Genomic DNA, 15542 nt, shown 5'->3' with positions numbered 1-15542 from the left:
CTGTCCTAGAATCTCTTAAAGATTAAATAAAATATAAAAAAACTAATTTTACAAACAAACGCAACCAACCTCACTCGAATGTCAGGAAAAGAGAATAAAATATCTAGATGCTTTTCAAGTTCAAGTTTCTTCGTTAGATATATAAAAGTCTTATAGTCAGATCTTTTTGCCACAGTCTTTAATGCACCGATAGTCCATCTAGGTAAGACGAACATCCCATTTATAAACGAAGAATTAAATTCAAGTTTCTTTATCCCAACATAACCACTCATAACTTTATTTGGATTTATTGTAGTCATAATTGAATTCGGCCTAATCAAATAGAAATATAATTTTGCATCACTATAAGAAATTTTAATATTGTGATTAATGAGTCTCCAAATAAACTCTTGATCTTCAGAGAAATAAATACTTTCATCAAAATAAATTGAATTCTTAATCAAAAAACTCCTTCTAATCAACATACAAGGAATAATTAAAGTCACTTTTCTCTTGAGGAATTGCTCCTGTAGAAATAAGTTATCGAACACAGTATAATTGATTTTTTTTACAGAAGTTTTATCCTCTCCCTGAGTTATAAAACGAAAATTCACGACGGAAGCAGTAATTTCTTTTGTTTTCGCCTGAGAAATCAAGGCATTCAGAAATTCAGGATCTAAAATATCATCCGAATCTACAAAAACTACAAATTCTCCAAGAGCATGTTTAAGCCCGAGATTTCTAGCACTTGATAAACCCTTATTTTCTTGATAAAGTATTTTGAATTTAACATTCTCCGAACTCAGAATATCTTCAGCAATGGAAATTGAATTATCTTGGGAACCGTCGTTCACCAAAATCAATTCAAAATCTAAAAAACTTTGATTTAAAATTGATCTAATGGTATCTACAATATATTTCTCAACATTGAATACTGGAACTATTACACTAACTAACGATTGCATATTTTTTAACGTGTGAAATTATTATAAATCCATTTCAATAGCAATTTAGCTAAATTAAATATTCCAATGTCTCTATAACAAACCAATATTTCTGATAGGTCAACTTCCCTTTCATTTAATTTGGCTAATAGAATTGCATAACCCATCCATTTTGGTTTTCGATTTCCTATACACTTCTGAATGAAATCATTGTATTGATTATAGACAAAATCAAAGATCCTTTGATATCGAACTAAACTACTTATATTGCCACCACCTATCCAATAGTAACCTAAACATATTGGTATTTTTTGAAACTTCTCAGTAACTTCAGATATTCGAATCCAATAGTCATAGTCTTCTCCCGCAATAATCTCTCTTGCTTCCGATAAATATCCAACTTTTTCAACAATTGACCTACGTAAAACTACACTAGAATTATTTATTGCATTTCCATTGAGCAATAGATCCCTTTTAACAGGAACATCTAGCTTACGAGTTTTTGCTTTATTAAAAAAGAAAGGAATACCATTAATTCCATAAAGCCATAAATCATGGTATACTAGATCTGCACCTTTTTCTAGATAACGCATAGAGATTTCTAGTTTGTCAGGCAACCACCAATCATCAGAATCCAGGAACGCAATAAAATCACCTTTTGAATTCTGGATTCCAATATTACGTGATTTCGCAATTATTCCGTTATTCTGGATTAGATGATAATTTATTTGTATTTTATCTCTAAAATATCGAATTACTTCTTTAGTATTATCAATAGAATTATTATCAACAATTACTATCTCTAAATTCCGATAACTTTGATTTAACACCGAATTCAAACATCTCTCAAGAAGATGACCATGATTAAAAGTGGGTATTATTACTGAAACCTTCTTATCATAGCTTTTTTTATATTCACTTATATTATGCAAATCAATATCCTTATTTTGTTCATTTATTCGATATCATTTTTACAAAAAACAAGCAACCTATCGACTTCTTCATGCATATTCGGAAATTCATACAAATCAAGATTTTTGAGAAGCGTAATATCGAAATTAAATTCGATCGATTTTTCATTTATTGAGGATTCTGGTGTAATAATTTTTGGTAAATAACCATACAGGATATGAACCCTCGACTGAATTAATTCAGCCATTTGAAATATAGTTATTGTTTTTCCAGAAGCAAGATTCACGTGAGGAAAAGTAATATTAAAGCTATCGTCTGATATCTTGCCTATAACTGTTTCAATATTCTTAATAGGTATAAAATCTCGCAGTAGACTTTTATTTGAATGAATGTGAAGGCTTTTTGACTTAAATACTTGTCTACACAGGTCATTTGCCAGAAGACCCCAAGTTGCTACTTCTTTATGGGTTGGCGAACCAAAACCATTCGATAAACGAAGATTTACACCTTGAAAGTAACCCTGTGATGAAGCAAAATTCACCGCAAACTCCGCCATTAGGTGCGAACTCGCATAAGGATGGTAATTTCTTGTGCAAGTTTCCTCTGTAATTGTTCCAACAAGAGGAGAACCGTACACATGAGCAGTAGATAGATTGATAAATTTTTTAATTTTGCCAACCCTTGTCGCTTCGATTAACCTTGAAGTTGCAAGGCTATTAAATTCGATAGCCTCTATAGGATTTTTAGAACAATCTTGAGCGTTCATACCAGCAGCATGAACTATAATGTCAATTTCTCTACAAACCTCTGAAAGTTGAGTTTGATTCTTCCAATCCATTTGCCTAACTTCGCAATTTGGCAACCAATTGGGAGAGCTTTGATTCACCCTAGATCCTAAAACAATCAAATGACCCAAGGAAGAAAGATACTTGGCAATTCTACCTCCGAGATATCCAAACCCTCCTGTAATAAGTATCTTACTCACATTAACTGATCCAGGGGGCCCCCCCTTTTGCCCAAAGAGATTCTAATAGTTCATGATCACGTTTTGTATCCATACAATGCCAAAATCCCTCGTGATGGTAAGCCATTAACTGACCCGCGTTTGTGGCTCTTTCCAATGGTTCGCGTTCTAACAAGGTTGAATCTCCTTCGATAAATTCAAAAAACGAAGGTTCGAATACAAAAAAACCTCCGTTGATCCAGCCTTGGTGTAACTGCGGTTTCTCTTGGAATTTTTTCACAAGTGAACCGTCCATTTCTAGTTCACCAAAACGCGCAGACGGTCTCACTGCAGATACTGTGACCATTTTACCATGGCTATTATGAAAGCTTAATAGTTTGTTTAAATCTATATTTGAAACTCCATCCCCGTATGTTAACATACATGTTTCATTTCCGATAAATGGTTGCATACGTTTCACTCTACCGCCTGTCATCGAAAGATCTCCCGTGTTTACCAAAGTTACCTTCCAATCGACATTATCATGTTGATGAGGGTTGATGTTTCCAGTAGATAAATCTATCGTAAAATCAGAATTTAAAGATCTATAGTTCAAAAAATAATCTTTTACAACTTCTGCTTTATATCCTAGTGCTAGGTAGAAATCTTTATGGTTAAATTTTGCATAATGGTTCATGATATGCCATAGTATGGGCTTTCCACCAATTGGAACCATCGGTTTCGGAATTACATCGGTATATTCGGCAAGTCGTGTTCCAAATCCACCAGCAAGAATAATAGTTTTCAAATAAATCTCCTTAAATCAGGCAATAGTTCATCGCCCATTTCTCTGTTTTCCGCTTCCGATGGATCGTGTTCTAGGTCGCATATATTCAAAATTGCATTCAGTTCTTCCGAACCATAAAAAGCGACCCAAATTCCAGGTCCAATCGTGAGTCTTTTATAGTTTTCTAAAGAAATTACTATCTTTGAGAGAGATCCGTATGTTCGAGATGATCGTCTATCATCATAAGCAAAAAAAATCACTTCACCAAAAGCCAATGTTAAATTTAAAGTAGCCCGGTTATGCTTCTTCCAACCTTTAATTTCACCCCTTTTTATAGTAGAGAAATATGCCTCACCAAAACTAATGAAATTTGGATCACTTCTTTTCATCGCATGTCTTACATCTCCCTTTAAGCCTTTAATTATACTTAAAGAAGTTACAGTAATATCTTGAATTTCATCGAATGCTTTGAGAATCATAGAGACGTTGCCCACGGAATACTTTTACTCATAGCATTTTCAGAATATTCATAAATTTGCTTTAAGAAAAATTCTCTTATATTGGCTTTGTCATCAATAAAGCATTTATAACCTTGGGATGTCATTTTTATAGTTGTAGCAAAATCCCATGTAGCCTTCCATCCAAAATAAAAGAGAGCTTTATCACAGTTTAACTTCAATAAGCCGGATTCATAAGGCCCACGATACTCTGTTGAGATGTCCTGAAACTTGACTTGCTCCCAATATTGGCTCATCTCCGTCACCAGTTCGATAACTGAATGATTATTTTCTGCAGGAGGACCAAAATTAAAAGCTTCACCATGAACTTTCTCGTCAGAATCCAAAGCAATTGCTAAATTCAAATAACCGCTTAGTGGCTCTAAAACATGTTGCCAAGGCCTAGTTGCATTAGGATTTCGAAGTTGAACTACTTCACCATTCGACCAAGCAGTTACGACATCTGGAACAATTCTATCAAGAGCCCAATCACCGCCGCCGATTACATTTCCGGCCCTGGCGATCCCAATTTTAATATTCGAGTTCCTACCACCAAAAAAGGATTTGATGTAAGACTTAATCACTAATTCTGCGGCTCCCTTAGACGCACTATAAGGATCAGCTCCGCCTAATGCATCATTTTCGCGGTAACCCCAAATCCATTCAACATTGTCATATGCTTTATCACTAGTGATCATTACTACGTTACAAGACTTATTGTATTCTCTCAAAGCTTCGAGTAAATTTGCTGTACCAATAACGTTCGAGGTATAGGTCAAAAGCGGATCATTATAAGATAACCTGACCAAAGGTTGTGCCGCTAGATGAAATAAAAAATCTGGCTTTTCCCGCAAAATTATATTTTTCAAGGCACCCGAATCCCGGATGTCAATCCGAATATCCAATATATTTTTTGCTAAGTCTAATGCTTCGAAATTGGATGGGTTCGTAGGTATCCCATTGGAAATTCCAACGACCTTAGCACCAAGACTAAGCAACCACAAGGTTAACCAAGATCCTTTAAAACCAGTGTGACCCGTTACAATTACTTTCTTATCTTTAAATGTTGATTTTGTGATCATAAAACTTTCTTCAAACAAAATTATATCAGAAACTTATCCTTTATTTTTTTCTCGTCGGAGTTAATGCCTGTATACAAACTATTTAATACGGCTTTGATTTCTTTCTCTAATTCTTCACTCTTCATCGAATATAAATATTGCAAGTGATCCTTTAATTTTTCACCGCTTACCGAACGTAATATCCTATGTTTATCCGAAAGAAAATCGAGTCCATTCCAATCAAAATCCAATAATCTACTCACTGGAATGGGAATGCAGCCCGCAAGAACTGCGTCAATAATGCTAGCTGAAGCCATTACTGCAGCAAACTTGCTTTCGACTAAATCATCATATAAGTCTCGATTTGAGACTCGCCAATGATCGGGGAGATTTAAATTCCCAAATTTCCTCTTCAATACGTCGAATGGCAATAAAGGATGAGTTCTTAGAATAACCTGAATTCCTTTCTCATTAAGATATGCATCAAGTTTTGAAAAAAAAGTAAGAATTTCAATACTAGCCCCAGTATCCATAGAAAGAAGAATTGCAAGTTGTTCCTTTCTGATATGAGTTATTTTTTCAAGTTTAACAAATTTCTGGCGTAAAGAAGGACCAGTAATAACTCGTTTCTTATCAATTGGCTTTTGCTGGTATCTAGATGTATCGATAGATCCATTGGTTACTATAAAATCAGGGAAATGTTGAAAATGCTCCTCTCCTTCAAAAAGATGATACCCAAAAAAATCATTTGATACTAAACTATGATGATACCCTATTTGCAAAAAATCTAAGTCTTTTTGTGATCTAAAAAAAACAGGAATCACCTTTTCAAAAGGCATATTCTCAAAATGATCGTAAGAACGTATCATCTTAGCATTAGGAAAAGATTTGCCCAAAGCAAAGTAGTATTTATAAAAAGAATTTAAATTAGGTGAAGAACGAAAATGTAACCAAAACTCTCGATCAAGTAAAGCGGAAACATTTATTCCATCAAAAGCGCATTTCTTAAACAAGCTAAAACTAGAAAAAATACTCCGAAAAAAAGAAGACACGTAGCCAAAGAAGCTTAAATAATCTTCTGGAATCCATGCATCACTTTCACGCAACTTGGAAAATGTGACATGCAGCGGAATTCTTTTGACAGAAAAAAGCCAAGGTATGCGAACAATATTCTTACCTTTATTTTCAAGATAATCAAGCATAGTCGTAAAATAATTGCAAGTCAGTTTTCCGTGCGATAGGATGTTCTTTTCTGTTAAACAAAGATGAAATAATAACAGTTCTTTGTCATTTGAGAAGTCCCTCTTTTTATTTCTCGTATTTTTAGCCTGTTTAGAAAACTGATATTGAATTTTAATCTGTCTTCCCAATTGAAAGATGAAATAGGCAATCGAATAAAAAATATTAAACAAGTAATTACCAAAGTAGACAAATAAAGGAAATTGAATTTTAATTTTAATTTCTTTAAGCGACTGTTTAAGGCTATTCGCAAGAAAAAAATCCTCGCAAATAATAACCAAATCATTTGTTGCTTGATTTTTTCTTTCAGATATAGTCTGAATAATTCCTGATAACTGAACAACTGACAAAAAAAATGGACTTACAATATTGTTTCTTCCTGCTAGATGCGTCATCTCCCAAGATAAAGAGTTGTTGTTGAGTAATCCAAGCTCTTTGATAAACTTTAAAATTTTAGGAATCAGAAGTGTCTTTTGCTTTTGAATGTTTTCTGATAGAGAAAGAGCCTCCCATTTTGTTTCTGACTGAATTCGCTGATAGTTCTGTATGTTCGAACCCAAATAAATCCACGGAGAATGAATCTCCAATGAGCCAAACCTTGGGTATATAAGAATTTTTAAATTCATAATAATATAGTTAAAAATTATACTATACTTTATTTAAACGAAACAAATCAAGTGGCAGTTCCAAAGACATCTTAAGAAAGGTTTCTTCGCCTAATCTTTTCTTTCTAATGGCAAATGCAGCAAAACACAAAGACTCATAAATAGTCTTAGCAGACTTTGATGGTTGTCCCCAATATCCACTAGCTTTGATTTCTTTTGGATCCAAATAAGACAACTTTCCCAACAAATCATTTACATTTAAAACTACGTAAGGAGCAATTTCGCCCTCAAATTTCCCTTCAAAATTTATGTATTGATAAGATTTTTTTATATCATCAACTGTAGCAGCATTCGTTAGGCGGAAAGTAGAAATAAAAACTCCCCCATCCTTAACTAAATCCCAAGCAGACTTTAAAGTATGATCAAAATTTAAATTCCAATCGATACAACTTAACGAAACAACTAAATCAAATTTACGAGATTTGATGTTTTCATTCTGTAAATTAAAGATATCATCAACATAAATGTTTGCAGTCGGGCGTAAAGACTTACCCAGTTCGACCGCTTCTGTTTGAATATCGATTCCCGTGTAGTCTTCCACACCAAACCTTTCCATAAGCGCTATCCCAAGTCCACCACAACCGCACCCAAGGTCTAAAACGGAAATATTTTTATCAACTATAGAATTTTCAAAAATAACTTTTTCAGAATTATAGAAATCATCCCATTTGATACGATTCTTAGAATAGAACTCTGCAATATTTTTTGAAGTGTATTTTATGCTTTCACTCATTAGTTATGGCCCTACAATTTCTTTTAAACTATTCTCCAGGATCATCATTTGTTCCTGGGGACCAATAGTTAATCTCAGAAAATTTTCATATCCCTGAAAAGGCAAACCACCCCTTACCAAAAGAGAATTCTTTTCGAAGATCTTTACCGCAGACTCTTTTTTATTAGCAAAATCTACATGGATAAAATTTGTATCAGTTGTTATATAAGACAGTCCTAATCGATCCAAAACCGCAGCCAGATATAAAAGACCATTCCTAGTTGACTTTATATAATCAGTAACTATTTCGGGATTGTCTAATAAGTAATCAGCAAAAAGTAACGATACAGATGTTACTTCATACATTGGTCTAAATTTATACATTTTAGAGATTAATGACTCATTGGAATACAAATAACCAATCCGTAATCCCGCAAGTCCAAATGCTTTGGAAAAAGTTCTGGCAATAATTAAATTATCAAATTCTTTTAAAAAAGGTTCAGCTGTTATATCTGAAAATCCAAAATACGCTTCATCAATTAATATAGGAACATTTAAATCCGCTGCTCTACGGATAATTTGTTTAATCGAATTGGCAGGAAGCGAATTACCGGTGGGACTATTAGGATTTGCGATAATTACCAATGATGTCATCGGAGAAATTGCATTCATAATATCATCGACTTGAATGGATAAATCATCAGCATAAGTAACTATCTTCTTATTCGTTTTCCATAAAGTTGCATATATATCCACCATTGCAAAAGTGGGTGATAAAAACACGATTTCATCACCCTCATTGACAAAAGTATCAAAACAGTAACGAATTCCACCATCTGCTCCAGTTGTGATTAAAAAGTTTTCCGGTTTAGCATTATGATATTTACTTAGTTTCAAATAGAGAGGCTCTGTTTCTGGATAAGCTGTAATTAAATCTGAATCGATTTTACTTCTTAAGAATTCTAACACATTAGCTGGAAAACGATTTATCCTTTCATTTTTATCCAACCTTAGCTTGTCAAGGCGAGTATTCAACTCACCTCTTAATCGATAGACCGCATCAATGTGTTTTCGATATTTTGTTGGCATTTATACCACCGCACATCCTTTACATGGATTGACTATTTGCCTGTTTCCTGATTTATGAGCAGCACGCAAACCTTCATATCTTTCCATCCGCCATAATTCCGATATAGATTTTTCAGGGAATTTTCCCATTTGCAAAGTAGACCTGTAATCACTATCACATGGATTCGTTAATCCGTCTTGCCAAATGAACATTCTACGAAACAAATCGGAACATGCTTTCGTTTGACCATTGGGTTTTGCCTCATAAATATTTTCCCAAGGATTGTAGTTAACAAATGCTACTTGGTCTACAAGGTTACCCCAAACTTTTTCCATAGAATCCATATCCTGTTTTTCCGTTACCTTTACACCTGATACTCTTGTAATGATAGGAACTGAAGAATATTCTTTCTGTCTTATATTCTGAAACATTTCTATATTTTTCAGAACCTTATCTAGTTTACCATTGACTCGCAACTGACTATATAATGGCTCCTCAGCCGCGTCTGCAGAAAAAACTACAGTTTTTACACCTCCCGCAAGGAGGGCATGAACTTTTGATTCTGTTAACAAAGAGGCATTAGTATTTACTTTTAGGTTTAAAAATTTATCCTTAGCATATACCAACATCCCTTCAATCTCTTTTGCGAGTAGCGGTTCTCCCCTCGAAGCAAGCGAAAGAAATTCAATATTATTTGTAGCTTGGTCAACAATCTCTTTAAAAAGATCCAAACTCATTTGGCCCATACCTGGAGTTGTTTTTTTAAAGAAATTAGTATCTGTTTGGTAACAGAACACACAACGATAATTGCAAATGGAAGATGGTTCAATTTGCAAATAAGGAGGATATTGGTCTAACTTCTCTAATTGAGGGAATACATCGTATCTGTATCTATGATAAAAGAAACGGAGAAGTTCTTCATCGCTATATGTGTACATCTCCTCAGCTATAAAAGGAGTGATCTTAAATAAAACTTCTTCAGAGGTAGATGTTAAATCAGCTAAAACTTGGGCTAAGGTTTCTTTAAAATTTTCCTTTAGATGGATGGGATGATTGGTTACAAGAGTTCCTACTGACCATTCATTTAAAACACGAACAGCTCTGCCCTTTTGGTATTCTATGATTCCAGTTTTATGACTTTTAAAATCCTGAAAACTGTGATGTTTCTTATATACTTTTGGATCTATCTCTTTCATACTAGTTACCTAAACTCACCGTATTTGTTTAACCACCACTCTACCACTGGGATTTGCCATTCATAGTCAACGTCACATCCCGCTTCTTGATAAAGAGGCAAAATTTTCTGTCCCATCCACTTTTGAGGAAGCATTCCATCTTCCAAATGAAGTAAATTTTGGGGACGAACAATGGATACTCCCATATCAGCAAATAAAACATCACCTTGCGAATCACGATCACAATTTAAGGTTTTAGGGTCTCCAAAGGTCTCAAAAGGAACAAATGGTTGAAGAAAACCATTGAAATCTTTTTTTCGTGCACGAAGCGGTGACCACATATTGTATTTGGAGACAGTCACTGCCGAATCTGCGTCTTTATTTTCTCTTAGTTGTTTGATACCATTTGAAATCGTATCAGAAGTTACAGTCGCTGCATTACAAAAAAGTAATACAACTAATTCAATTGTCTGCCCTGGATTTCTCTCCTGAATGACTGAAAATCCATGTTGATAAGCATGCTCACCTAACGCTTCTTTGGTTGCAAGATGAGAAGGACGATCGATGACTTCAACACCCTCAAGCATAGCCAGATTCTTTAGTTCAGGGTCGTCCGTAGAAAGATAAACTTTGTCAATCTCTCTTGTTCGTTTGGCAATATTCATTGGATACCAAGCCAATGGTTTTCCCATAATGGGAAATGTATTTTTGCCAGGAAAACCAATACTACCTTTTCTTCCAAGAAGGAGTGCTACTATCATATGAAACCTATAAAATCCTTTATTTTATTTCCCGAGTAATGAATTGAAAAATCACTATTATCTGTTTCCCGAAGGAGGAACTGAATGCCTGTTTTTTGTGCAGCCAACCAATCTGTTTTGCTATCGCCGATCAAAATCGAATCTTCGATTTTGCTATTGTAGTTTTGTAATGCCCACTCAATCGCTTTCGATTTTTGTGTCGGTGCCCCAAAAATACGATCAAAAATAGAATTTATTTGCAATTGGACCAAAATCTCTTCGATTTCTGTTTGTGGTGTACCCGTTACAATGACAAACTTCTGATCATTCTGTTTTTGTTTTAAGGTTTGTTCCACGCCAGGAACCCAAGGAGAAGAAATTACTTTTTGAACGACTAAGTTAGCAAACTGATCTAGATACTCGGTGATCACCTGGTTTGTAGGTTGTATACCAACCAAATCCAAATAAATCGGAATTTTCTCCAACCGAGAGATCCCACCGTATTCTAAATGATGGGATTTAATTTTCTCTAAAACTTCCCTAGGTGCATTCGGAAATAAAGAAATATAAGCATCTGTTTTTACATCGACAGAATCTTTAATGACTCCGTCAAAATCCCAAAAGATGAGTTTGAAATGTCTAAGTGAATTTAGAATTTACCTAACCCAAACTTGATTATATGTATTTTTAAAAATACTATTATTGAACATTTCAGCATGTCGCTTCTCTTTGAATTTTAATCCAGAAGAAGCTAATATTTTCTCACTATTCCGTCGCTGCTCGATAAAATCTTCATTTATCTCAATACTAACACTTTTTACATTTTTTAAAGTTGACTTAGCACCAGCTAGTATCAACTGCTCAATTCCATCTACATCCATTTTAATATAATCAGGTGCTGGAATTTTTAAAAATTTGATTACCTCATCAATAGATAGTCCCACTAGTTGGTATTCAAATGTTTTCTTTAAAGCTTTTCCATCGTGACCGTATTCTTTTCCAAATGTAGATAGAGCCCCCCCCCAATCAGTGCTTGTCAAATTTAATTTACTTATTGAGAGTTTGTCTGATAGAGGAATTGGCAGTACAACGATCTTATCCGACAATCCATTTACAAAAATATTCCTCGATAATAATTCTAAATTAAAAACAGAGGGTTCAAATGAAAAAACTTTACAATTTCGAGCTTTCGCCGCATAACATGAATATAAACCGACGTTTGCGCCAATATCCCAAAGAACAGACCCCTTTGCAATCCCATCAATCCATTCCAAAGTTTCAGGCTCTTTCTCAGAAAAAGTAACAGCACGATACTTATTAAGTGAATCAGGAACGGCAAATTGAAAATTTATGCCGTTATGATTTACAGACAAAACTTCTTGCCAAGAGCCTTTCATAATTATATCGAAAAACTCTCGTCCAATTCTAAAGCGTAATAATACACTATAGACTATCTTTAAAACCCTACGAATAAATTCCAAAATAATTCTCTTCACGCTTCCTCCAACTCTATTCATTTGCAATATGTCTAACTTCATCAATCAATTGTAACAAACCCTGGCCAAGATCCACATGCATGGGAGGAATGTATTTTCTTCCTAACTTTGGTTGATAAGCATAAGGTGTTCTCACATAATGCCCAACTTGATCGCCTTCTAAAAATTCTATTGAATCGGGCCTTCCGAGGATTTCTGCAAGCATCTTAAGAAGTTCGATGACTCTCATAGGTTCTTGCCCTGTTAAAACTACACTTTGGTTTTTAAACTCATCTCCCATTGCTATAACACTTGCCTTGGCAGCATCTTCAACATGGATGTATTCTCTTAAACTGTCAGCGCTTCCTTCATAAGTAATCCGCCCTGTTTCTAAAGCAGATTTTACAATACGATAGAGTCCATTTGATTCATCGGATCTTGGGCCATATAAAGAGCCATATCGAAGAATCGTAAAATCCAAGCCAAAACATTTTTGATATTCCTCGATATAACTTTCTGACGCTTGTTTACTGCACCTGTAGAAGCCACCTTCACGACTATATACATACACAGTACTTGCATATATGAATCGTTTTACCTTATGTTTCCTACAAGCTTCCAGAATATAAGTATTTCCGAGTACATTGATACGAATTGTATCAACTGGCTTATCTAAAGCTTGGTTTAAATCTGCAAGTGCTGCAAAATTATAAACTATATCAAAGCCAGAAACGATTTCGGAAACAATCTTTTCATCTAATAAATCGCCAGAAACAAATGTCTGATCAGAACGCAACCAATACGATTTTACTAAATCGAAAATGGTTACTTCATGTCCTGCATCTGCTAAAGCGTCTGCTACGTGAGATCCGAGAAAACCTGATCCACCAAATACTAATACCTTCATTGATTTTCCCTTAAATACAATATTTCTGTGGTTTTACGGCCACTCACTCTAGCTGCAGGAAGATCATCTCCCTTTAAAACTCTATCCACAATTTTTTGTTTTGAATCTCCTGAAACTAGAAACAAAATATGTTTGGAATCATTGATTCTTTTAATTGAAAGAGATACTCTCTCTGAAGGAGCTTTCGGAGAATTAAAAACAGGAATAACATTAGCTTCAGAGTCAGATTCCCCTAACTTATTTCCTGGAAATAAACTAGCAGTATGCCCATCTTCACCAATACCCAATATTGCCAAATGGAATATAGATACACTTACTAGTTTTGCTTCATATTCTTTAGCCATATCTTCTGGATTGTCTGAAGAAAAAGATTGAAATTCTGACAATTCTATGACTCCGGTTCCCAAAGCTTCTTTGACCATCGTTTCGTTTCTCTCTGGATGATCCTTGGGGTAAGAGCGCTCATCTGCTAACCAGAAATTTACCTTTTCCCAAGGAATATTCAAATCGACGAATCTTTTGTAAATGGGAAGTGGCGTGTTTCCGCCGGATAACAAAATGTGAATTCTACTATCTTGATTATATTTAATCAAATATGATTCAATTTTCTGAATAATCGCGGAAATAGAGAAATAATGTAAATCCATCTTTAATCAAAGAGTTTGGTATTTTTCTCTTTGTCATAAACTTTAATTTCGTTCCTGAAAAATGACACCCATTTAAGAAGTGGATTTTCATTCTTTCTGTATCCTAATGCTACATCAGAAAAATCATCTCTAGCTTTCTTCGTTATGGGATCTTCCCACCAATGTTCAATATTATCTTTTATTGAATTGATATGGTGAGCAGCCTTAATTGGATCATGGAAAACTATATTTGCATTCATCATTTCGTTTAGTAATTCGCAAGTGTAATCAGAAAATTCCCAATTTTTCGCATCATATAAAAGAATAGTTGGCTTTCTAGTAGCCATTGCTTCTGCAAAAGTAGTTTGTGGATATGTGCAAATTATAAGTTTTGAGATATCAAATATATCTGTTAACTTATTTTCAGAACCATACAATATATTAGAGCCATATATTTCGTCGAAACGGTTATCTTGTCCCCATCCACTAGTCGGATAGGCTTTGATTCGCAAGGATTCAAAAATATCTTTATTCAATGCGTTAATAAAACCTACAGTTAAATCAAACGTATCTAAAGATAACGAAGACATAGGCGCAGATTCAGCCCTATAGCTATATGAAATTCGATTATGCAAAGCAATGATTGAAAAATTTTCACTAAGGGATTTCGCTTTGCGTCCCAATAATTTAAGCGCAGGTAGCTGAATATCTTTAACTTCACTTGATTTATACCAGGTTACATTACTATCAGCTACTTCTGATTGAAACCTATCAAAACCAGATAGCTGAGGCGGAAAAGCACCTCCATGAGAAGTTAAAATATATCTAGACTGATTGGTTTTACTCTTTAAAGCAGCCCAGATTTTAAAATTATCACTGGACCAATGCGCATTGGCAGTAAATATAATCTTTGGATTGTATTTTTTTTTAGTCCTTTCGTATCGAAACGAATAAGATTCAAGATAGGATTTTGGAATATTTTCAACCAATTGTTTAAAAAGAAAATCTTCAAATCTATTCTTAGACGGAATTTTTAAAGCAAAATCACGCATCTTTGAACTTAGCGCAACATCAACGGTAAACTCAAATTCATTTTCATAGAACCTCGGGATTTGAAAAAAGAAAAGGTGGAAAATGATCAGTTGTTTAAGAGATAGATATGCTCGATAAAAGAGAATTGGTTTCTCTTTTCGATCAAAAAAAGAAAGTAAATTATCAACGAAAAGAAGAAGGTTTGTTTTTTTCCCTCTTCGCCTCAACGTCTTAATACTTTTCTCCTGAAAACTTCGATTTTCCCACACCACTTGATTAGCATATTCAAAATCGAGTATTTGATTAAAAATCACATGATTCCAGCTATCAGTATTAACCTCATCACCAAACTCAGTAAAATCTTCAGGCGCATTCTTAACAATATTTAACCGAACAACTTTATACTGAATGTCTTTATCTTCAAAAGCCATTCGAACAATTTCCCATCGATCAAATAAAACAGAAATATAAGTCAGTAGCCATGGTTCTAAAATTATCCGCCATTGGCGAGGACTGAAGTTTGTTAGGTGAATTTCATCAAAACGGAGAATAAGTTCAGAAAAAATGCGATCCTTTAAATCATTAAGATAGTGAAAATCTCTAGATAACTTTTCTCTATCTCGCCAATGAAAGGGTAACACTTGATAATCAAGCTTACCATAAATTTCCCGCCGCTCGTATCTCTTACACCATTCGCCTAAAAATATATTCTGCGAATCAAAACTCCAAGTTTCCTCAATTGCAGTTGTAACCAAATAAGGATAATTCATTCGTTCAAT

16 protein-coding genes are annotated in these 15542 nt (G+C 34.4%); all 16 read right to left on the bottom strand.

From position 1 onward, the window contains the following. Positions 1-5: 5 nt before the first annotated feature. The 16 genes from EHQ16_RS14995 to EHQ16_RS14920 are packed head-to-tail and all read right to left on the bottom strand — an operon-like array spanning position 6 to position 15533. The gene (locus tag EHQ16_RS14995; RefSeq protein ID WP_135633035.1) at positions 6-944 is read right to left on the bottom strand and encodes a glycosyltransferase family 2 protein; all 939 of its coding nucleotides are present in this window, start codon (positions 942-944) and stop codon (positions 6-8) included. A 5-nt stretch (positions 945-949) separates the two neighbouring features. Further along, on the bottom strand, positions 950-1855 hold the full coding sequence (locus EHQ16_RS14990; protein ID WP_167482667.1) for a glycosyltransferase: 906 nt from the start codon (positions 1853-1855) through the stop codon (positions 950-952). Between the two features lie 23 nt (positions 1856-1878). Next, a complete protein-coding gene (locus EHQ16_RS14985) occupies positions 1879-2820 on the bottom strand; it encodes an SDR family oxidoreductase (RefSeq protein WP_135633039.1) in 942 nt (313 codons plus the stop codon). A 1-nt stretch (position 2821) separates the two neighbouring features. Further along, the gene (gene rfbF / locus EHQ16_RS14980; RefSeq protein ID WP_135633041.1) at positions 2822-3586 is read right to left on the bottom strand and encodes a glucose-1-phosphate cytidylyltransferase; all 765 of its coding nucleotides are present in this window, start codon (positions 3584-3586) and stop codon (positions 2822-2824) included. Continuing rightward, positions 3583-4044, bottom strand: coding sequence for a dTDP-4-dehydrorhamnose 3,5-epimerase family protein (locus tag EHQ16_RS14975; RefSeq protein WP_135633043.1), 462 nt, complete (start codon positions 4042-4044; stop codon positions 3583-3585). Before EHQ16_RS14975 ends, rfbF begins: the two co-directional genes overlap by 4 nt. Continuing rightward, positions 4041-5141 (bottom strand): CDP-glucose 4,6-dehydratase, encoded by a 1101-nt coding sequence (rfbG, locus tag EHQ16_RS14970; protein ID WP_208742317.1) that lies wholly within the window; start codon positions 5139-5141, stop codon positions 4041-4043. The genes EHQ16_RS14975 and rfbG overlap by 4 nt, the downstream gene beginning before the upstream one ends. A gap of 23 nt (positions 5142-5164) precedes the next feature. Then, entirely contained in the window at positions 5165-6988 is a 1824-nt protein-coding gene (locus EHQ16_RS14965; RefSeq protein WP_135633047.1) for a hypothetical protein, read from the bottom strand. 22 nt (positions 6989-7010) lie between these two features. Beyond that, positions 7011-7760, bottom strand: a complete 750-nt coding sequence (locus EHQ16_RS14960) for a class I SAM-dependent methyltransferase (RefSeq protein WP_135633049.1) — start codon at positions 7758-7760, stop codon at positions 7011-7013. Positions 7761-7763: 3 nt separating this feature from the next. Beyond that, positions 7764-8828, bottom strand: coding sequence for a pyridoxal phosphate-dependent aminotransferase (locus tag EHQ16_RS14955; protein WP_135633051.1), 1065 nt, complete (start codon positions 8826-8828; stop codon positions 7764-7766). Beyond that, positions 8829-10004, bottom strand: a complete 1176-nt coding sequence (locus EHQ16_RS14950) for a radical SAM/SPASM domain-containing protein (protein ID WP_135633053.1) — start codon at positions 10002-10004, stop codon at positions 8829-8831. It abuts the gene before it with no gap. 5 nt (positions 10005-10009) lie between these two features. After that, on the bottom strand, positions 10010-10744 hold the full coding sequence (locus EHQ16_RS14945; RefSeq protein WP_135633055.1) for an acylneuraminate cytidylyltransferase family protein: 735 nt from the start codon (positions 10742-10744) through the stop codon (positions 10010-10012). Continuing rightward, complete coding sequence (locus tag EHQ16_RS14940) at positions 10741-11349, bottom strand: HAD family hydrolase (RefSeq protein ID WP_279632422.1); 609 nt, start codon at positions 11347-11349, stop codon at positions 10741-10743. The genes EHQ16_RS14945 and EHQ16_RS14940 overlap by 4 nt, the downstream gene beginning before the upstream one ends. A gap of 30 nt (positions 11350-11379) precedes the next feature. Further along, the gene (locus tag EHQ16_RS14935; RefSeq protein WP_135633319.1) at positions 11380-12219 is read right to left on the bottom strand and encodes an FkbM family methyltransferase; all 840 of its coding nucleotides are present in this window, start codon (positions 12217-12219) and stop codon (positions 11380-11382) included. Positions 12220-12232: 13 nt separating this feature from the next. Continuing rightward, positions 12233-13105, bottom strand: coding sequence for an NAD-dependent epimerase/dehydratase family protein (locus EHQ16_RS14930; protein ID WP_135633059.1), 873 nt, complete (start codon positions 13103-13105; stop codon positions 12233-12235). Next, the gene (gene pgl / locus EHQ16_RS14925) at positions 13102-13752 is read right to left on the bottom strand and encodes a 6-phosphogluconolactonase (protein WP_135633061.1); all 651 of its coding nucleotides are present in this window, start codon (positions 13750-13752) and stop codon (positions 13102-13104) included. The genes EHQ16_RS14930 and pgl overlap by 4 nt, the downstream gene beginning before the upstream one ends. Positions 13753-13754: 2 nt before the next feature. Continuing rightward, positions 13755-15533 carry an LIC12162 family transferase gene (locus tag EHQ16_RS14920; RefSeq protein ID WP_135633063.1) on the bottom strand — a complete coding sequence of 593 codons (1779 nt, stop codon included), beginning with the start codon at positions 15531-15533 and terminating at the stop codon, positions 13755-13757. Positions 15534-15542 lie beyond the last annotated feature (9 nt).

It is taken from the genome of Leptospira kanakyensis, assembly GCF_004769235.1.
Lineage (GTDB): Bacteria > Spirochaetota > Leptospiria > Leptospirales > Leptospiraceae > Leptospira_A > Leptospira_A kanakyensis.
Note: the sequence above shows the minus strand (reverse complement) of the source record. Positions and strands in the feature narration are given on the sequence as shown.